The sequence below is a fragment of the Massilia sp. METH4 genome, assembly GCF_037094685.1.
GTDB lineage: Bacteria > Pseudomonadota > Gammaproteobacteria > Burkholderiales > Burkholderiaceae_D > Rugamonas.
In genome coordinates this window covers 1,343,438-1,363,228 of the sequence record NZ_CP146614.1, presented here as the reverse complement: position 1 = coordinate 1,363,228, position 19,791 = coordinate 1,343,438, and the positions used below count along the sequence as shown (strand labels likewise).

Annotated in this window: 15 protein-coding genes; 11 read left to right on the top strand and 4 right to left on the bottom strand. The window is 66.3% G+C overall.

The features are described 5' to 3' along the window. Window positions 1–33 precede the first annotated feature (33 nt). The 7 genes from astC (at window position 34) to V6Z91_RS06015 (ending at window position 12,264) form a co-directional block, all read left to right on the top strand. A complete protein-coding gene (gene astC / locus V6Z91_RS06045) occupies window positions 34–1,278 on the top strand; it encodes an acetylornithine/succinylornithine family transaminase (RefSeq protein WP_338767956.1) in 1,245 nt (414 codons plus the stop codon). 79 nt (window positions 1,279–1,357) lie between these two features. Further along, window positions 1,358–2,389: an arginine N-succinyltransferase gene (locus tag V6Z91_RS06040; RefSeq protein ID WP_338767954.1), complete on the top strand. Its 1,032-nt coding sequence runs from the start codon at window positions 1,358–1,360 to the stop codon at window positions 2,387–2,389. Between the two features lie 10 nt (window positions 2,390–2,399). Next, window positions 2,400–3,446, top strand: a complete 1,047-nt coding sequence (gene astA / locus V6Z91_RS06035; protein ID WP_338767952.1) for an arginine N-succinyltransferase — start codon at window positions 2,400–2,402, stop codon at window positions 3,444–3,446. Between the two features lie 7 nt (window positions 3,447–3,453). Next, on the top strand, window positions 3,454–4,929 hold the full coding sequence (astD, locus tag V6Z91_RS06030; RefSeq protein ID WP_338767949.1) for a succinylglutamate-semialdehyde dehydrogenase: 1,476 nt from the start codon (window positions 3,454–3,456) through the stop codon (window positions 4,927–4,929). An 8-nt stretch (window positions 4,930–4,937) separates the two neighbouring features. Then, window positions 4,938–6,278 (top strand): N-succinylarginine dihydrolase, encoded by a 1,341-nt coding sequence (gene astB, locus V6Z91_RS06025; protein WP_338767947.1) that lies wholly within the window; start codon window positions 4,938–4,940, stop codon window positions 6,276–6,278. 213 nt (window positions 6,279–6,491) lie between these two features. Continuing rightward, window positions 6,492–11,261 (top strand): NAD-glutamate dehydrogenase domain-containing protein, encoded by a 4,770-nt coding sequence (locus tag V6Z91_RS06020; RefSeq protein WP_338767945.1) that lies wholly within the window; start codon window positions 6,492–6,494, stop codon window positions 11,259–11,261. 1 nt (window position 11,262) lies between these two features. Then, on the top strand, window positions 11,263–12,264 hold the full coding sequence (locus tag V6Z91_RS06015) for a succinylglutamate desuccinylase (RefSeq protein ID WP_338767943.1): 1,002 nt from the start codon (window positions 11,263–11,265) through the stop codon (window positions 12,262–12,264). A 56-nt stretch (window positions 12,265–12,320) separates the two neighbouring features. Here the strand turns inward: V6Z91_RS06015 and V6Z91_RS06010 are convergent, their stop codons facing one another. After that, the gene (locus V6Z91_RS06010) at window positions 12,321–12,608 is read right to left on the bottom strand and encodes a hypothetical protein (RefSeq protein ID WP_338767940.1); all 288 of its coding nucleotides are present in this window, start codon (window positions 12,606–12,608) and stop codon (window positions 12,321–12,323) included. Between the two features lie 155 nt (window positions 12,609–12,763). Here V6Z91_RS06010 and V6Z91_RS06005 point away from each other — a divergent pair, with 155 nt between their 5' ends. The 4 genes from V6Z91_RS06005 (at window position 12,764) to V6Z91_RS05990 (ending at window position 18,144) form a co-directional block, all read left to right on the top strand. Continuing rightward, complete coding sequence (locus tag V6Z91_RS06005) at window positions 12,764–13,876, top strand: NADH:flavin oxidoreductase/NADH oxidase (RefSeq protein WP_338767937.1); 1,113 nt, start codon at window positions 12,764–12,766, stop codon at window positions 13,874–13,876. Window positions 13,877–13,895: 19 nt separating this feature from the next. Next, the gene (locus V6Z91_RS06000; protein ID WP_338767934.1) at window positions 13,896–14,537 is read left to right on the top strand and encodes an HAD hydrolase-like protein; all 642 of its coding nucleotides are present in this window, start codon (window positions 13,896–13,898) and stop codon (window positions 14,535–14,537) included. A gap of 159 nt (window positions 14,538–14,696) precedes the next feature. Then, the gene (locus V6Z91_RS05995) at window positions 14,697–16,208 is read left to right on the top strand and encodes an amino acid permease (protein ID WP_338767932.1); all 1,512 of its coding nucleotides are present in this window, start codon (window positions 14,697–14,699) and stop codon (window positions 16,206–16,208) included. 1 nt (window position 16,209) lies between these two features. Beyond that, a complete protein-coding gene (locus V6Z91_RS05990) occupies window positions 16,210–18,144 on the top strand; it encodes a S9 family peptidase (protein ID WP_338767929.1) in 1,935 nt (644 codons plus the stop codon). Between the two features lie 180 nt (window positions 18,145–18,324). On the opposite strand, the gene V6Z91_RS05985 is transcribed toward V6Z91_RS05990, so the two are convergent. The 3 genes from V6Z91_RS05985 to V6Z91_RS05975 form a co-directional block, all read right to left on the bottom strand. Continuing rightward, entirely contained in the window at window positions 18,325–18,585 is a 261-nt protein-coding gene (locus V6Z91_RS05985) for a hypothetical protein (RefSeq protein ID WP_338767926.1), read from the bottom strand. 283 nt (window positions 18,586–18,868) lie between these two features. Next, on the bottom strand, window positions 18,869–19,219 hold the full coding sequence (locus tag V6Z91_RS05980) for an energy transducer TonB (RefSeq protein ID WP_338767924.1): 351 nt from the start codon (window positions 19,217–19,219) through the stop codon (window positions 18,869–18,871). A 269-nt stretch (window positions 19,220–19,488) separates the two neighbouring features. Next, entirely contained in the window at window positions 19,489–19,731 is a 243-nt protein-coding gene (locus tag V6Z91_RS05975; RefSeq protein WP_338767921.1) for a hypothetical protein, read from the bottom strand. Between the last annotated feature and the right edge of the window lie 60 nt (window positions 19,732–19,791).

The window sequence follows — 19,791 nt, the reverse complement described above, 5'->3', positions numbered from 1 at the left end:
CGGCCGTACCTCTTCTATTTCTGGGGATTGCCAATGAACGCCAAGCTGGATTCGACTGTTACCACTCGCCCTGTCACCAGGCAGACTTATGACGAAGTACTGGTGCCCACTTACGCGCCGGCGCAGATGGTACCGGTGCGAGCCGCGGGCCTGGACCTGTGGGACCAGGAAGGCAAGCGTTACCTGGACTTCACCTCGGGCATCGCCGTCGCCGCCCTGGGCCACTGCAACCCGGTCGTCGTCGAGGCGCTGACTCGCCAGGCCAATACCGTCTGGCACCTGGGCAACGGCTACACGAACGAGCCCGTGCTGCGCCTGGGCCTGGCGATCACGGAAGCCACCTTCGCCGACCGCGCCTTCTTCTGCAACTCCGGTGCTGAAGCCAACGAGGCCGCGCTGAAGCTGGCCCGCAAGCACGCGCACGCCAAGTTCGGCGCGCACAAGTCGCGCATCGTGTCTTGCCTGAATTCCTTCCACGGCCGCACGCTATTCACGGTTTCCGTCGGCGGCCAGCCGAAATACACGGAAGGCTTCGAGCCGCTGCCGCCATCGATCGACCACATCCCATACAACGACATCGAGGCGGCACGCGCCGCCATCGGCGACGACGTATGCGCCGTGATCGTCGAACCGGTGCAGGGCGAGGGCGGCGTGATGCCTGGCAGCCCGGAATACCTGCAGGAGCTGCGCGCACTGTGCGACAAGACCGGCGCCCTGCTGATCTTCGACGAAGTGCAGTGCGGCATGGGCCGTACCGGCTCGCTGTTCGCCTACATGGGCTATGGCGTGACGCCGGACGTGCTGACCTCCGCGAAAGCGCTGGGCAACGGCTTCCCGGTCGCCGCCATGCTGACCACCGAAGAGCTGGCGAAGAACCTGTCCGTCGGCACGCACGGCACCACGTATGGCGGTAATCCGCTGGCCGCCACGGTGGCGCTGACGGTGCTGGAAACGATCAACCAGCCGGCCTTCCTGGCGCGCGTGAAGGAAGCAAGCCTGTACCTGATCGACAAGCTGGAAGAACTGATCCGCGATTACCCGCAGGTGTTCACCACCGTGCGCGGCGCCGGCCTGCTGCTGGGCCTCGTCGTGACCGAGGAATTCAAGGGCCGTTCGAAGGACATCCAGCGCGCCGTGGAAGCCGAAGGCCTGATGGTGCTGATCGCCGGCCCGGACGTGGTGCGCCTGGCGCCCGCGCTGATCGTCACCGACGCGCAGATCGACGAAGCCGTGGCGCTGATGCGCAAGGGCCTCGACAAGCTGCTGGCCGCCAAGTAATCGCGCCTTACCGACGTCGTTCATGCCGCCGGCGCGGCCACCCGTTGCGCCGGCGGTTTCATTCAAACCAGGAGTGCCTATGTACGTCGTCCGTCCGGTGGAAACCACGGATATTCCCGCGCTCGAATCGCTGGCCGCGGTGAACATCCCGGGGGTGCACACGCTGCCCCGCAGCCGCGACAAGATCGTGATGGCCGTCGAGCGTTCGCTGGCATCGATGGCCGCCCAGGTCGACATTCCCAGCGAAGAGTCCTACCTGTTCGTGCTCGAATCGGTGAAGGAACGCCAGATCCGCGGCACGGCCGCCATCTTCGCCTCCGCCGGCTCCAACGGCACCTATTTCGCCTTCCGCAACGATGTGATCCAGCAGGTCTCCCGTGACCTGAACATCTGCCACAGCGTGCACGCGCTCACCCTGTGCTCGGAACTCACGGCGTATTCGCAACTGTCGTCGTTCTACGTGGCGCCGGAAGTGCAGGGCGGGCCGGAAGCGGCGCTGCTGTCGCGTTCCCGTCTCCTGTATGCGGCGCAGCACCCGCAGCGTTTCGGCGACCGCTTCTTCGTGCCGCTGGCCGGGGTGACCGACGAAGACGGCCAGTCGCCGTTCTGGAACGCTGTCGGCCGCAAGTTCTTCAAGATGGATTTCCTCGATGCCGAACGCACGATCGGCGGAGCGCGCAACCGCACGCTGATCGTCGAGCTGATGCCGCACTACCCGGTGTACGTGCCGTTGCTGCCGGGCGATGCCCAGGCGGTGATGGGCCAGATCCACCCGTCCGGCGAGCTGGCGTTCAACCTGCTCACGGCCGAAGGCTTCGAGGCCGACGAATACATCGACATCTTCGACGGCGGCCCGATCCTGCAGGCCCACAAGCATTCGCTGCGCACCTTCACCAGCTCGCAAAAGCTGCGCGTGCGCACCGGCGCGGCCCGCACCAGGGAAGGCCCGCTGTTCAACTATGCGGTGTCGAACGCCGACAGCGCGGCCTTCCGCGCCGTGACGCTTCCCTGCCCCGACCTGGAGGGCTGCGACGCCGTGGCGCTGCCGCCCGAAGTCCAGGACATCCTGCGCGTCGCCGAGGGCGACAGCGTGACCTGCGTACGCATCTGAGGAGACATTCATGCTTGTTGTACGCGCCATCAACGGGAACGACCTGCAAGGCCTGTACGACCTGGCGAGCCAGGTCGGCACCGGCATGACCACGCTGAAGCCGGACATGAAAATGCTGGGCGACCGCCTGGCCACCGCGTGCGCCTCATTCGCCGAAACCATTCCGCCGGAAGAGCGCGACTATGTGTTCGTGATGGAAGACACGGTGAACAAGCGCCTGGCCGGCGTGTGCGCCATCAAGGGCGCCGTGGGCCTGACGGAACCGTTCTACAACTACCGCATCGGCACGCTCGTGCATTCGAGCCGCGAGCTGAACGTGTTTACCAGGATGGAAACGCTGTACCTGTCCAACGACCTCACCGGCTCGTCGGAACTGTGTTCGCTGTTCCTGCACCCGGACTACCGCGTCGGCCACAACGGCAAGCTGCTGTCGAAAAGCCGCTTCCTGTTCATCGCCCAGTTCCCGCACCTGTTCACGGAAAAGATCATCGCCGAGATGCGCGGCTACCAGGCCGAGGATGGCAGCTCGCCGTTCTACGAAGGCCTGGGCCGGCACTTCTTCAAGATGGATTTCCACCACGTGGACGACCTGACGGCGCTGGGCAAGAAATCCTTCATCGCCGAGCTGATGCCGCGCCAGCCGCTGTACATCGCCTACCTGCCGCAGGATGCGCAGGACGTCGTCGGCGCCGTGCACAAGTCCACCGCGCCGGCGCGCCGCCTGCTGGAGCAGGAAGGCATGCACTACGAGGGCTACGTCGACATCTTCGATGCCGGCCCCGTCTTGCAGGCCCGCGTGTCCGAACTGCGCGCGCTGCGCGACAGCGAGCTGGCAATCGTGGCGCCGGACGACGACATGGTGCACGCCTGCGCGCCGGCCAACGTGGAACCCACGCTGGTGTCGAACACCACGCTGCGCGACTTCCGCATGATCGTCAGCGAGGCGGTCAACGTGAACGGCAGCATCGACCTGTCCACCGCCGAACAACAGCTGCTGCATTGCGGTACCGGCGCCACCGTGCGCACGCTGCCGCTGAACGTCAAGAAAAACCAGTGAGATGCCCATGACCGAACAAGTCCTGTCCAACTACATCGCCGGCCGCTGGCAAGCGGGCCAAGGTGCCGAGCTGATCACCATCGACCCGGCCACCGGCAGGGAAACGTGGCGCGGCAAGGCCGCTTCGCCCGACGACGTGGCCGCGGCATGCAGCGCCGCCCGCGCGGCCTTCGAACCCTGGGCCGAACGGGCGCTGGAAGAGCGCATCGCCATCGCTACGCGTTTCCGCGACCTGCTCAAGGAAAACAACGAGGCCCTGGCCGAGCTGATCGCCCAGGAGGTGGGCAAGCCGATGTGGGAAGCGCGCACCGAGGTGACGACGATGGCGAACAAGGTCGACATCTCGATCCAGTCGTACAACGCGCGCACCGGCGAAGTGCACAACAAGGTGGCCGACGGCGAAGCGGTGCTGCGCCACCGCCCGCACGGCGTATTCGCCGTGTTTGGCCCGTACAACTTCCCCGGCCACCTGCCGAACGGCCACATCGTGCCGGCACTGATCGCCGGGAACACCGTGGTGTTCAAGCCCAGCGAATACGCGCCGCGCACGGCGATCAAGACCGTGCAGCTGTGGGAGCAGGCGGGCCTGCCCGCGGGCGTGATCAACCTCGTCAACGGCGGCCGCGATACCGGCGTGGCGCTCGGCCAGAACGCCGACATCGACGGCGTGCTGTTCACCGGCAGCAGCCAGACGGGCGCCGCGCTGCACCGCCAGTTCGGCGGGCAGCCGGGCAAGTTGCTGGCGCTGGAAATGGGCGGCAACAACCCGCTCGTCGTATGGGACGTGCAGGATATCGACGCCGCCGTGTTCATGGCGATCCAGTCGGCGTTCATCTCGGCCGGCCAGCGCTGCACGTGCGCGCGCCGGCTCGTTGTGCAGAAAGGCGAGAAGGGCGACGCCTTCATCGAGCGCCTGGTCGAGGTGGCCGCGAAAATCCAGGTGGGTGAATCGCACGCCGAACCGCAGCCGTTCATGGGCCCCGTGGTATCCGCCGCCGTGGCCGGAAAACTGGTGCAGGCGCAGCACGACATGGTGGCCAAGGGCGGCAAGCTGCTGCTGGAAATGAAGCAATTGAAACCGGAGACGGGCTTCGTCTCGGCCGGCATCGTCGACGTGACCGATGCCCAGGGCATTCCCGACGAGGAATGGTTCGGCCCCTTGTTGCAGGTGTATCGCACCGACGATTTCGACACCGCGCTGCGCATTGCCAACAATACCGAATTCGGCCTGGCCGCCGGCCTGCTGTCGAACGAGGAAAGCCTGTGGAAGAAATTCCAGCTGCGCGCCCGCGCCGGCATCGTCAACTGGAACCGCCCCACCACGGGCGCGGCCAGCACGGCGCCGTTCGGCGGCGTCGGCAAATCCGGCAACCACCGGCCCAGCGCGTATTACGCGGCCGATTACTGCGCCTACCCGGTCGCCTCGATCGAGAACGGCACGCTGGCCATGCCCGAGAAGCTCTCCCCGGGCCTGACGTTTTAAGGAGTTCCATGAGCACGCGTGAATTCAATTTCGACGGCCTGGTGGGCCCGTCGCACAACTATGCCGGCCTGTCCTTCGGCAACGTGGCCTCGTTCAACAACGTGAAAAGCGCGTCGAATCCGCGGCAGGCCGCCTTGCAGGGCCTGGCCAAGATGCGCGCCCTGGCCGCGCGCGGTTTCGCGCAGGGTGTGCTGCCGCCGCAAGCGCGCCCGAACTTCCGGCTGCTGCGCAGCCTGGGCTTCACGGGCAGCGATGCCGACGTGCTGGCGCGCGCGTACAAGGAATCGCCGGTGATCCTGGCCAGCGCCTATTCGGCATCGCCGATGTGGACGGCGAACGCGGCCACGGTCAGTCCGTCGCGCGATACGCAGGATGGCCGCGTGCACTTCACGCCGGCAAACCTGAACAACAAGCTGCATCGCTCGCACGAGCACGTTCAGTCGGGCCGCGCGCTGCGCGCGATCTTCCATGACGAAGTCCGCTTCGCCGTGCACGACGCGCTGCCGCCCACCCCGGCGTTCGGCGACGAAGGCGCCGCCAATCACACGCGCCTGTGCCGCGAGCACGGCGCCGATGCCGTCGAGCTGTTCGTCTACGGCCGCGTCGAATTCGACCCGAATGCGCCGGCGCCGAAGCGCTACCCGGCGCGCCAGACGCTGGAAGCGTCGGAAGCCATCGCCCGCCTGCACGGCTTGCCGGAAGCGCGCACCGTGTTCGTGCAGCAGAATCCGGAAGTGATCGACCAGGGCGTGTTCCACAACGACGTGATCGCCGTCGGCAATGCCGACGTGCTGTTCTACCACGAACAGGCGTTCGCGGACGAGCAGGGTGCGCTGCTGAAGCTGCGCCAGGCGCTCGACGGCGTCGATGCCGAACTGCGCCCGATCCGTGTCGACACCGGCATGGTGTCGGTGGCGGATGCGGTGCAGAGCTACCTGTTCAACAGCCAGCTGCTGTCCAAGCCGGATGGCAAGATGGCGCTGGTGATCCCGCGCGAATGCGAGGAAAACGCCGCGGTGGCCAGGTACCTGCAAGGCCTGGTGACCGGCGGCGGCCCCGTGGATGAGCTGGTGCACTTCGACCTGCGCCAGAGCATGCGCAACGGCGGCGGCCCGGCGTGCCTGCGCCTGCGCGTGGCACTGACCGACGAGGAAGCGGCCGCCATGCGCCAGGGCGTGATCATGACGGAAGACCTGTATCACCGACTTGTGGCCTGGGTGGAAAAACACTATCGGGACCAGCTGGCGCCACAGGACCTGGCCGATCCCGCGCTGGCGATCGAGATTGCCGCCGCACTGGAGGAACTGGAGCGCCTGCTGGGGTTGCCGGGGTTGTATGATCTGAATTGATATTGCGTGCGAGCCGGTACTGCATGCTCTTGCCCCTGCCTTCCGCTTTTGGGGTGAGTGCATGCGTTTCGGCTCGCTGGCAGCGAAAGTCTTGACCAATTTGGCAGATTGAAGAACCGATGGGGCTGGGCGATCCTCGGCCCCATTGCACATGCGCCGGCCACGAGCCGGTGCGCAGCACACATCACGGATACTGGAAAACTGGAGAAGCAGATGACAAAGATGCCGCAGCAACTGCGTAAAGAGACCCTTGAACTCGTCAACGCAGGCAAGACCACCGAGGGTACGCCCGTGCAGGCGCTGATCGCCGCCTGGCTGAAATCGCTCGATGACGAAGACCTCGCCGACACGCTGCCGGAAAGCCTGGCGCCGGTGCTGGTGGAAGGGTTTACGCAGGCGGCGCACCGCTCGACGCCGGGTGCGCAGATCGCCACGCTGCGCTACGCCGACGGCCGCGGCGGCCATGCCACCGCGCTCCTGATCGTGAACGACGACATGCCGTATCTCGTCGACTCGATCGTGATGGTGCTGCGGCGCCAGAAGGTGCAGGTGAACGGCGTTCTGAATGCCGTGCTGCCGGTCACGCGCGACGCTGGCGGCAACGTCATCGCCGTGGGCGAAGCGGGCGCGCGGCTCGAATCCTATGTGCTTTGCCTGCTGGCCGAGGAACCGGACGAGGCGGCGCTGCGCCAGCTCACCGGCGGCATCGAGATGGTGGCACGCGACGCGGCCGTCGTGAAGCGCGACCTGCAGACGATGAAGGACCGCTTCACCACTGTCGCCACTTCCGTGCAGGGCCAGGGCGAGGAGGGGGCCGAGGCGGCCGCCTTCCTGCAATGGGCGCGCGACGAAGGCTTCGAGGTGCACGGCTACGCCTATTACCACGTGAAGCCCGGCACGCGCGAGCTGGAACGCGACCTGCCCAGCCGCATCGGCGTGCTGCAGGATACCGCGCACCCCGTGTACGGCACCTGCCTGGCGAATATCCCGGGCGACCTCGATACCTTGAACCGCCGCGGCCACATCCTCTCGATCGTGAAGGCCGACGTGGGCGGCACGCTGCACCGAGACCAGCAGCTGGACTTCATCGGCGTGCGCGCCGCGGATGCCGGCGGTAACGTGATGGGCGAACACTGCTTCATCGGCCTGTTCACCCGCGCGGCCATGCTCACCCCGCTGGCCCGGCTGCCGTTCGCGCGCGGCCGCATCGCCCAGGTGCTGAAGATCGCCAACCTGCGCCAGGAAGGCTTCCGCGCCGAGAAATTCATCGAGATCCTGGAATCGCTGCCGCGCACCGAGGCGCTGGAAGCGGACCCCGAATGGCTGGCCGAAGTGTGCAGCGCCGTCGTGTCGCTGTACAAGCAGCCGCGTACCAAGGTGTTCGCGCGGCGCGACGTGTATGCGCGCCACCTGAACGTGCTGGTCTACCTGCCGCGCGAGCGCTACAGCGCCAGCGTGGCATCCGCGCTGTCGCGTGCCCTGCAGGACAGCTCGGGCGCCACGCACGTCAGCTCACACACGCTGGTGGCGGACGGCCCGCTGGCCCGCCTGTACCTGATCGCTCACGCGGCCCGCTACCCGCTCGACCTGGAAACCGACGTGCAGCGCCCGCTGCTGGCCATCCTCGACGGCTGGCATGAGGGCTTCTCGGAACTGGCCGACGCGGTGCCGGACGAACACCTGCGCAACAACCTGCGCCGGCTGTGCTCCACGCTGCCGGTCGACTACGTGGCCGCCACGTCGCCCGCGGTGGCCTTCCACGACCTGGAAAAGATCCTGCGCAACGGCACGTCGAACCGCGCCGCGGTGCGCATCGAACTTGGCTCGGCGCAGAACCCGGTCACCACGATCCGCATCTACACGCTGGACCGCACGCCCACGCTGTCTTCGATCATGCCCGCGCTGCACAATGCCGGCGTGCTGATCGACCGCGAACGGGCGCACACGATCAGGACCAGCGACGGCCAGCGCCATTACGTGACCAGCCTGGCCGTGGACGCCACGTCGGCCGAAAAGCTGGCGCGCCCCGGCGTGGCCCAGGTGGCCGAAGACCTGTTCGCCGCCCTGTTCAACGATGATATCGAGGATGGCCGCCTGAACGGCCTCGTCGTCGAAGGCGGCCTGAATCCCCGGCAGGTGCAGCTGGTGCGCGCCTACATGAGCTACTGGCGCCAGACCGGCACGCAATTCTCGGTGCGCTACATCGCCGAAAGCCTGCGCCGCCAGCCGGCGCTGGTGAAGGAAATCGTCGACGCCTTCGAACAGCGCTTCAATCCGGGGCGCAGCGAGGAAGAGCACGCCGCCGCCCGCGAACAGCTGGTGGCGCTGAAGGCACGCCTGCCGCAGGTTAATCATGCCGACCTGGAAGTGATCCTCGCGGCGCTGCTGGACCTGATCCTGGCCACCGTGCGCACGAATTACTTCCACCCGAGCCCGGACGTGCACAACCAGGGCGTGCTGGACCCGCGCGACAAGATCATCTTCAAGTTCGACACCAGCAACCTCGCGCTGCTGCCGGAACCGAAGCCGTACCGCGAGATCTACGTGTTCTCGCGCCGCTTCGAGGGCGTGCACCTGCGCGGCGGCCCGGTTGCCCGCGGCGGCCTGCGCTGGTCGGACCGCATGGAGGATTACCGCACCGAGGTGCTGGGCCTGGTGAAGGCGCAGATGGTGAAGAATGCCGTGATCGTGCCCGCAGGCGCGAAAGGCGGTTTCGTGTGCAAGCAAATGCCGGCCGGCGCCACCCGCGAAGTGATCGCGGCCGAAGGCGAAGCCGTGTACCGCATGTTCATCGCCAGCCTGCTGGAGGTGACGGACAACCGCGTGCTGGGCAAGATCGTGCCGCCCGAGTGCACGGTGCGCTACGACGGCGACGACCCCTACCTGGTGGTGGCGGCCGACAAGGGGACGGCCACGTTCTCCGACATCGCCAACAGCATCGCCGTGCAGCGCGGCTTCTGGCTGGGTGACGCGTTCGCTTCCGGCGGCTCGAACGGCTACGACCACAAGAAGCTGGGCATCACGGCCAAGGGCGCGTTCGAAGCCGTCAAGCGCCACTTCTACGAGATGGGCCATGACATGGCGACCACGCCGTTCACCGTGGTCGGTGTGGGCGACATGTCGGGTGACGTGTTCGGCAACGGCATGCTCCTGTCCGACAAGATCCGGCTGCTGGCCGCGTTCGACCATCGGCACATCTTCCTCGACCCGAATCCGGACACGGAAAAATCGTTCGCCGAGCGCCAGCGCCTGTTCGCGCTGCCCCGCTCGTCGTGGGACGACTACGACAAGAGCCTGATTTCCGAAGGCGGCGGCGTGTATCCGCGCTCGCTGCGGACGATCGAGCTGTCGCCGCAGGTGCGCGCCGGGCTCGACATCCAGGAGACATCCCTCAGCCCCGAAGAGCTGATGCACCGTATCCTGCTGGCGCCCGTGGACCTGTTCTATAACGGCGGCATCGGCACCTACATCAAGGCATCCACCGAAACGAATGCCCAGGTGAAGGACCGCGCCAACGACCATATCCGCGTCAACGGCAACGCATTGCGCTGCAAGGTCGTGGGCGAGGGCGGCAACCTGGGCGCCACGCAGGCTGGCCGCATCGAGTTCGCGCTGGCGGGCGGACACATCTTCACCGATGCGATCGACAACTCGGCCGGCGTGGATTGCTCGGACCACGAGGTGAACGCGAAGATCTGGCTGGACGTGGAAGTGAACGCCGGCCTGATCACCGAAGAGCAGCGCAACCGCACGTTGAACGAGATGACGGACGATATCGTGCGCCTCGTCCTGCGCGACAATACCCAGCAGACGCGGCTCCTGGTGCGCGAGTTGCAAGCGCAGTCCGACGTGGCGGTGCAGAAGGGGTACGCCGCGCTGATCGCCAGCCTGGAAGAAGAGGGCGCGCTGTCGCGTGAACTGGAAATGTTGCCGTCGGTGGCCGAGCTCGCACGCCGGAAGGGCGACAACCGAGGCCTGACGACGCCGGAGCTGGCGGTCGTGATCGCCAACGTGAAGAACCGCTACAAGCGCCTGCTGGGCGCGTTGCCGCTGACCGACGAAAGCTGGGCCGAATCCGTGCTGCGGCCGTACTTCCCGGAGCTGCTGGTGGCTACGCGCTCGCCGCTGGCACATCCGCTGGCCAATGCGATCCTGGCCACCGTACTGGCCAACGAAGTGGTGAACCGCTGCGGCCCGCTGATGATCCGCAACCTGGCAACGGAACATGGCGTGGCCGAGACGGACGTGATCCTGGCCTGGGGCCAGGCCTGGTCGGCGCTGAACCTGAATCCGGTGTTCGACACGCTCGACGCGGATGCATTGAACGTGCCGCGCGAAGTGGCGATGGCCGCCGATGCGCGCAGCCGTTCCGCGCTGCGCGCCGTGATGGAAGGCGTGCTGGCCGTGCCGAAGGAGCAACTGAGCGGCAGCGGCGGCGTCGCCGAGCTTTCCCGCCTGTTCGCGGAGCCGGGCATGGCGGGCCGCCTCGCTCCGGCCGGCACCGCGTCGGAAGCCGATGCGGTGCCCGACCTGAAGCCGGAATTCGCGCAAGCGTGGAAGGCGCTGGAAGGCATCGAGGGCGTGTCCGCCTTCCTGTTCGCGGCGCTGTCCGTGCAGCGGCCGGATGGCATGGACCTGCCCGCGTTCCTGGCGCTGGGCACCAGGCTGCGCGCGCAGGCCGGCATCGGTACGCTGGAGCGGGGTCTCAACCTGCCCGCCACCAGCCGTTCGCAGGAACAGTTGCGCAGCTATGCGCAGCAAGCCCTGCGGCGCACGCAGCAGCGCTTGCTAGCGCAAGTACTGGCGCGCGCGGCCGATCATGGCGAGGGCGCGGTCGATGCCGTGATCGCGTCGCTGAACCTGCCCGTGTTCGCCGCGCCGGCGGACCTGGAACAGGCGATGCTGGATGTGTGGACCTTGTCCGAGGCCGCTAATGGTGGCAGTGGTGCGAGCGGCGGCTACGGCGTGCGGAAGGCGGCCTGAGATGGTGGAAGTCTTGCAGGAGGGCCTGCCGCCCGCGGTGCGGGCGCTGGCCGAGGCGGATTTCACGGCCGTCGCGCACGCGTTCGGCGCTGCCGGCTTCGCGGTTGCCGAACCGGCCGATGGCATCGTGACCATCCGCCGGCCCGGCGAACGGCGGCCGGCCGTGCTGCTGTCGGTCGGTGTGCATGGCGACGAGACCGGGCCGATCGAACTGACGGCCTGGCTGCTCGACGCCCTGGTGAAGGAACCGGCCGCGCTGGCGGTAGACCTGATGCTCTGTGTCGGCAATATCGGCGCGATCCGCGCCGGCAAGCGCTTCATCGACGCGGACCTGAACCGCATGTTCCGCGCGGAGCGGGGCAGCCTGGCCGGCACCGCCGAGTCGAGCCGGGCCGACGAGATGATCGCCGCCACGGCGGCCTTCTTCGCCGAGGCGGGACCGGAGCGCTGGCACCTCGACCTGCACACGGCCATCCGCGCCTCGGTCTACCCGACGTTCGCGATCGTGCCGGAACTGATCGAGCCGCCGGCGCGTGAACGGCTCGTCGACTGGCTGGGCGAGGCGGGCATCGGCGCGGTGATCCTGAACCGCGAATCGGCGGGTACCTACAGCTATCACACCGCCGAACATCACGGTGCCGCCGGCACCACCGTGGAACTGGGCCGCATCGGCACGCTGGGCCGCAACGACCTGACGCAATTCGCCGCCGCCTCCGCCGCGCTGGACCGGCTGCTGCGCGGGCAGGCGCCGCAACCGGCGGCGCGGACGCCCCACCTGTTCCGCGTGGCGCAGAACATCCTCAAGCTGTCCGACGCCTTTTCGATGGCCTTCGGCAAGGAGACGCAGAACTTCACGCCGCTGAAGCGGGGCGAAGAGATCGCCCGCGACGGCGATACCGTCTATCGGGTGCGGCACGACGAGGAGTTCGTGGTGTTTCCCAATCCCGATGTGCGGGTCGGGCTGCGTGCCGGCATGATGGTCGTGCGCGTGGGCCAGGCATAAAAAAGAGCCACCGCAAGGGTGGCTCAAGAGGGCGTGTGAAACCGGTGTGATGCGATTCAGGCCGAGGCAAACTGCGTTGCCCGCGCCTGGGAATTCTGCTCGCGCACCTTGCGCGTGACCGGTGCCGCCGGCAGGTCGGCGTCCGTGGAAGCAGACGACGCCCGCGCGGCCGTGGCCGGGACAGGCGACGAAACTGAGGGTTCGCCGGCGCGGTCGCCGTCCGGCAGCCACTGGACGATCACCGCGGTGGCAACGACGGAAAGCAGGACGATGCCGGCGGCAGCCAACAGCATCATCGGGTCGATGCGCGAAGAAGTGGTCGGGATCTTCTGGTACAGCGTCATCTCTTCCTCCTGTTCTCGTCGTCTATTGGCGTGTGACAAGATTAACCTTGTACCAATAAGCGATCTACCGTTTCCCTGTATCAAAGGTAAGCACATGTAACGACGCGTCCGAGCGAATGTGGCTACACTCGCCGCTTTTTCGAGAAAGGGATTCCATGAGCCAGCTTTTCACGCCGACAACGCTCGGCCCGTTGCAACTGAAGAACCGCATCGCCATCGCGCCGATGTGCCAGTATTCCGCCACTGCGGGCTTGCCGACCGACTGGCACATGATCCACCTCGGCAACCTCGCACTGTCGGGCGCCGCGCTGCTGATCCTGGAAGCGACGGCCGTGTCGCCGGAAGGCCGCATTTCGCCGCAGGACCTGGGCCTGTGGTCGGACGAGCACCGGCAGGCCTTGCAGCCGATCGTGGCCGCGGTGCGCAAGTATTCGCCCATCAAGCTGGCCGTGCAGATCGCGCACGCGGGGCGCAAGGCGTCGTCGGCGGTGCCATGGGAAGGTGGCGCCAACATCAAGCTTGACGCCGGCGGCTGGCAGACCGTCGCGCCATCGGCCGTGCCCCACGCGGAAGGCGAAACCGTGCCCATCGCCCTCGACGAGGCCGGCCTGGCGAAAGTGAAGCAGGATTTCGTGATGGCGGCACGCCGCGTGCACGAACTGGGCATTGAAGCGATCGAACTGCACGGTGCGCACGGCTACCTGCTGCACCAATTCCTCTCGCCGTTGTCCAACCAGCGTGAAGACCGCTATGGCGGCTCGCTGGAAAACCGCATGCGCTTCCCGCTCGAAGTATTCGAGGCAGTGCGCGCTGCGGTGCCGCGCGAGGTGGCGGTCGGCATGCGGATTTCCGCTTCCGACTGGGTCGAGGGCGGCTGGGATGTCGAGCAGAGCGTGGTGCTGGCCAACGAGCTGAAAAAGCTGGGCACGGACTTCATGCACGTTTCGAGCGGTGGCGTCTCGCCGCGGCAGAAGATCCCGGTCGGGCCGAACTACCAGATCGGCTTCGCCGAGCGCATTCGCCGCGAGACCGGCTTGCCGACGATCGGCGTGGGCCTGATTACCGAGGCGGAGCAGGCCGAGGCCATCGTGGCGCAAGGGCAGGCCGACATGGTGGCGCTGGCACGGGGCATCCTGTACGATCCGCGCTGGCCCTGGCACGCGGCCGCGCAGCTGGGCGCGCAGGTGGACGCGCCGCCGCAATACTGGCGCTGCCAGCCGCATGAGCAGAAACAGCTGTTCGGCGAAACGCGCCTCGGGCAGCGCTGACAATGACAAAAGGGGAACGATGCGCCGCTACGACCTGCTGATCTTCGATTTCGATGGCACACTGGCCGACAGCTTCCCCTTCTTCCTCGAAGTGTTCGACACGCTGGCCGACGCCCACCGTTTCAATCGCCTGGACCGTGCGCGCCTCGACGAATTGCGCGGCTGCGACCTGCCGCAGATCATGCGCCACCTCGGCATGCCGCGCTGGAAGCTCGTGCCGGTGGCCATGCACTTCCGCACCCTGATGGCGCAGAGCATCGGCCGCATCCGGCTGTTCGACGGCGTGCCCGACGTGCTGCGCGCAGCGGCGGCCGACGGCGTGCTGCTGGCGATCGTGAGCTCCAACTCGGAGCACAACGTGCGCGCCGTGCTGGGAGACAATGCGCGTCTGTTCTCGCACTTCGAATGCGGCGCTTCGCTGTTCGGCAAGCGCCGCCGCCTGCGCCGCGTGGTGCGGGGCAGCGGCGTGCCGGGCGAGCGCGTGCTGTGCGTGGGCGATGAAGTGCGCGACATCGACGCGGCCCATGCCGAGGGCCTGGACTTCGGCGCCGTGGGCTGGGGCTACGCAAGGCCGGAAGCGCTGCACGCCCGCGCGCCCAAGCTGATGTTCGGCAGCGTGGCCGAGATGGCGGCGCACCTCGCCATGCCCGTCGAACATTGACGTGTCGGCGCCGACGTATTGGTGATGACGTAACATTATTACCACTTGTTATTTGCACACAAAATTCCTGTAGGGGAGTCGCGAAACTTGGCCCTATAATCGCGACTTTGCCCGGCGTCACGAGCGCCACGGCCTTGAACACCCTGACAAGGAAACCCTGTGAGCCAGACGCTCGTCCAGAAACTGACCCGTACCAAGGCGATCGACGCGACTGCCGGAACCCACCCCGAAACTGGCCATGATCACGATACGGGGCACGTCGCAGGCGGCCTGGCCCGCTCGATGGGCCTGTTCTCGCTGACGATGATCGGCGTCGGCGCCACCATCGGCACCGGCATCTTCTTCACGATGGTGGAAGCGGTGCCCAAGGCGGGACCGGCCGTGGTCCTGTCCTTCCTGCTGGCCGCGCTGACGGCGGGCCTGACGGCGCTGTGCTACGCCGAGCTGGCTTTCCGCATTCCCGCCTCGGGCTCGTCGTATTCCTTCGCCTATGCGACGGTCGGCGAATTCCTGGCCTTCATCATGGCCGCCTGCCTGCTGCTCGAATACGGGCTCGCTGCCAGCGCCACGGCGATCGGCTGGTCCGATTACCTGAACAACTTCCTGGGCAACGCGTTCGGCTGGCAAATCCCCACGCTGCTGCGCACGCCCATGATCGTCTCCACGCCGGAGGGCGTGGTGTTCAACTGGGGCCACGTCAACCTGCCGCCGATCATCCTGGTGGCGCTGTGCTGCCTCCTGCTGGCGCGCGGCGCGAAGGAATCGGCGCGTACCAACGCGATCATGGTGATCATCAAGCTCGTCATCCTGCTGTTCTTCGTCGCCATCGCCTTCACGGGCTTCGACGCGAACAACTTCACGCCGTTCTTCAAGGGCGAGGGCGAGAAGGGCCTGCTGGGCATGGCGGGCGTGACGGCTGCCGCCGGCACCGTGTTCTTCTCCTTCATCGGCCTGGACACCGTGGCCACCGCCGGCGAGGAAGTGCACAACCCGAAGCGCAACGTGCCCCTCGGGATCCTCGCCGCGCTGGGCATCGTCACCGTGTTCTACCTGCTCGTCGCCGTGGCCGCGATGGGCGCCCAGCCGGCGCACATGTTCGAAGGGCAGGAAGCCGGCCTGGCCGTGATCCTGCAGAACGTCACCGGCCATGCCTGGCCGGCGCTGGTGCTCTCGGCCGGCGCCGTGATCTCCGTGTTTTCCGTGACCCTGGTAACGATCTACGGCCAGACCCGCATCCTCTATGCGATCTCCCGCGACGGCCTGATCTCGAAAGGTTTCGCCAAGGTGAGCCAGCGCACGGCCGCGCCGGTGCTGAACACGATCATCGTCAGTATCGTGGTCGGCCTGGTAGCCGGCTTCGTCGACGCCACGTTCCTGTGGGACATGGTGAGCATGGGCACCCTGACGGCCTTCATCGTGGTCTCGATCGCGGTGCCGGTCATGCGCGTCAAGGAACGCCGGGCCGGCACGTATAAAAAGGGCGGTTTCCGCGTGCCGCTCGGTCCCTGGCTCGTTCCGGGCCTGTCGGTGGCGGCCTGCCTGTACCTGATGGTCGGCCTGTCGCACACCACCCGCGTGATTTTCTCGATCTGGATGGCCGCGGCGATCCTCACGTATTTCGCCTACGGCATCCGCCACTCCCGTCTCAATAGACCTAACGTCAAGGCCTGACATGCAGTTGAAAGCAATCGCCCTCACAAGTTTCGTGGCCGCGGCCACCTCGGCAGGGGCGGTTGCCCCGGCGGCTGACATGGCCATGCGCGACTACAAGGCCGTTGCCATGTCGCCGGCGGGCGAGCGTATCGCGGCGATCGAGGCGGTGGACGCGGGCGTGCCTGGCAAGCGGCCGCACGCCGTCGTGGTGGTGCGCGACGCGGCCACCGGCAAGATCGTGCACGAATTCGATCCATGCCAGGCATGCACCTACGATCGCCCCAGCTGGTCGCCGGACGGCAAGCGCGTTGCCTTCATCGGCAGCGCGGGCGGCAAGGCCATGCTGTACGTCGACACCAGGGCACTTGCCACCGTCGAAGGCAATGCCAACACGGCGCGCTGGTCGCCGGACGGCCGCACGCTGGCGCTGCTGGCCACCGTGGGCGCGCGCAAGGAAACCGGCGCCACCGCGGCCGGCGCCCGGCTGGTGGGCGAGATCGGCAGCAGCGAAGACGCGCAGCGCATCGCCACCGTGCCGGCAAGCGGCGGCACGCTCGCGCTGCTGTCGCCCGCCGACACCTTCATCTACGAATACGACTGGGCACCAAACGGCAAGGGCTTCGTTGCCACCGGCGCCAAGGGCAATGGCGACAACAACTGGTGGGTGGCCAGGCTGGCCTACGTGGATGCGGCCAGCGGCGCGCTGCGCGTGATCGCATCGCCCGGCACGCAATTGAACCTGCCGCGCGTGTCGCCGGACGGCACCACCGTCGCCTATGTGGGCGGCCTGATGAGCGACTTCGGCTCGATCGGCGGCGATATCTGGACGGTGCCGCTCGCCGGCGGCGAGCCGAAGAACCTCACGCCCGGTTTCAAGGGCACGTTCAACGGCTTGAAGTGGGCAAGCAGCGGCGCCGGCCTGGTCGGCTCGGCGTTGATGGGCGACCAGCTGGCCGTGCTGGCCATCGATGCGGGCACCGGCGCGACGAAAAAGCAGTGGTCGGCCGCGGTGACGGCCGCCGGCGGCACCGATGGCCGCTTCTCGTTCAGCGCCGACGGCACGCGGGTGGCCGGTGCCGTCGAAGACTTCACCAGTGCGCCGCGCCTCCTTGCCGGGCCGCTGGAGCAGCCCGCGCAGCTCACGCACGACAACGACAACCTTGCCGCCCACGTCTCGGTCGCCAGCGTGGGCTGGGGGAACGAGGGTTTCAGCAACCAGGGCTGGGTGGTCGGGCCGTTGCGGCCGGAGCCCGGAAAGAAATATCCGCTGATCGTGCAGGTGCACGGCGGTCCCGCGTCGGCCGCGACGCCGCGCTACATCTCGGCCGGCGCGGCGGGCAATCCGACCGTGCGCGCGCTGGTCGACGCGGGCTACTTCGTGTTCATGCCGAATCCGCGCGGCAGTTTCGGCCAGGGCCAGGCGTTCGCCGGCGCCAACCGCCGCGATTTCGGCGGCGGCGACCTGCGCGACATCCTGGCCGGCGTGGATGCGCTGGCCAAGGCGGTGCCCGTCGACGTGCGGCGCCTCGGCCTGATGGGCCATTCCTACGGCGGGTTCATGACGATGTGGGGCGTGACGCACAGCGACCGCTTCAAGGCCGCCGTGGCCGGCGCCGGGGTGGCGAACTGGATCAGCTACTACGGCCAGAACGGCATCGACCAGTGGATGCTGCCGTTCTTCGGCGCCACCATGTACGACGACCCGGCCATCTACCGCAAGCTGTCGCCGATCGAGTACGTGAAGAATGCGAAGACGCCGACCCTCGTCTACGTGGGCGAGCGCGACGTGGAAACGCCCGCGGCCCAGTCGATGGAATTCTGGCACGCGCTCAAGGCGCTGGATGTGCCGACCACGTTCGTGGTCTACCAGGATGAAGGGCACGCGATCCGCAAGCCGGAGCACCAGCAGGACCTGAGGAAGCGCATCGTCGCGTGGTTCGACAAGTACCTGTGAGCTCACCACGCCGTCGCACTGGCTGCGTGTCAGGGCGGCGCCGGGCAAGCAAGGCTCAGACCGCTACCGACAGCGACAGGATCCAGAAGTTCCGTGATTAGGGGAAAGCCTGGCGTCCGCGAACAGCGCCAAAACAAAAAGCCGGCAATGCCGGCTTTTCTTTGCAACGAGCGTCGAAATTCAGATCGCGGCGGCGCGGGCACGCAGCTTGGCCGCTTCGTGCGGGGCTTCCGCTTCCAGCGCGTCAGCCTGGCGCAGCAGGGCCATGCGCACACCGACCTTGTAGTACGACGGCAGTTCCTCTTCCTGCTTCGACTTGCTGCCGTGGACTTCGGCCAGTGCGGCCGGCGTGGTGCGCAGCAGGGAGCGCAGCCAATTCATCACGGAACGGCCGGTGCTGTCCAGGGAACCTGCGGTGGTGGTGATGGTGGCGGTCGACATGATTAGCTCCTGAAATTTGTTCGTTGATGCAGTGCAGTATAGGGCGCGCGCAGAAATAAAAAAACTTTTCGTTTGTGATGTGAGCCATACGTAAAACGTATGGTTGTTGTTTCCTCATTGCAATCAATCATAACGCCGGCGAATAACTGGCAATGCGCTGCCGGTATATGGCAAGCCTTCGGTTGTCGTGGAAACAAAAGGTTTCGGCGTGCGGATCGGGCAATAACGCCATAAAAAAAGCCGGCAATCGCCGGCTTCAACGAGGAAAGCAGAAATTCGTGAATCAGTCGATCTTCCAGGCGTAATCGACGCGCGTCCAGGTATCGGCCGGCGCGCCATCCTTCGTGCCCGGCGCGAATCTGCAGGCAGCCATCTTGCGCATTGCCGCGGAATCGAGCGTCCTGTAGCCGCTGGATTTGTTCAGGCGCGAATCCTTCACTTCGCCATTGGCCGAAACGAGCAGCGACATCGATACGGTGCCTTGTTCTTCATTCGCGATCGAAGAGCGCGGATATTCGGCCTTGCAATTGCGTGTGTCCGGCGTGGCGGGCACTTCGATGGCACAGGCGCTGGTGGAGACAAGGACCGTGGCGACCAGGGTAAGGCAGTGTTTGGCGGACAGTTTCGTGATCATTTTTTTTTCCCTTGAAGTTAATGACAGTTGGCCGCGGATTGTCGCGGTTGTCTCCTGAATTAACGTTGTTGCAATGCAGTATAGGCTGGTGGAAGACATAACAAAACTTTTCGTTTGTGATGTGATCCATACGCGCGATGAATGAGCTGAGCGGGAAATAAAGGCATTTCATCATGTCACGGCATGATGGCCACTCGCCATGCAAATAAACGGTCCGGAAAATAAAAAAGCCGGCTTAGCCGGCTTCTTTCACTGCGGGGCTGGAGCGATCAGTCGCGGCCCGCGAGATTGCGCAACTCGGCGGCCTGGTTCGGCGACAGGGTCTCGAATTTCTTGGCAAGACGGAGAATGGCTTCCCGCTCGCTCAGCGTGGACGCCTGCGATGCGCTGCCATGGCTGGCTGCGGCGGCGAACGGTGCGAAGGCCAGCATCTTGCTCGCGAAATCCATCAAGGCGCGGCCGACGTTGTCCAGGGTACCGCGGGTAGCTGGGGTAGTAAGAACGGTCGACATGGCACACTCCTGAAAAAATAAATGTTGATGCAGTGCAGTATAGGGGTGTCCCAGTCATAA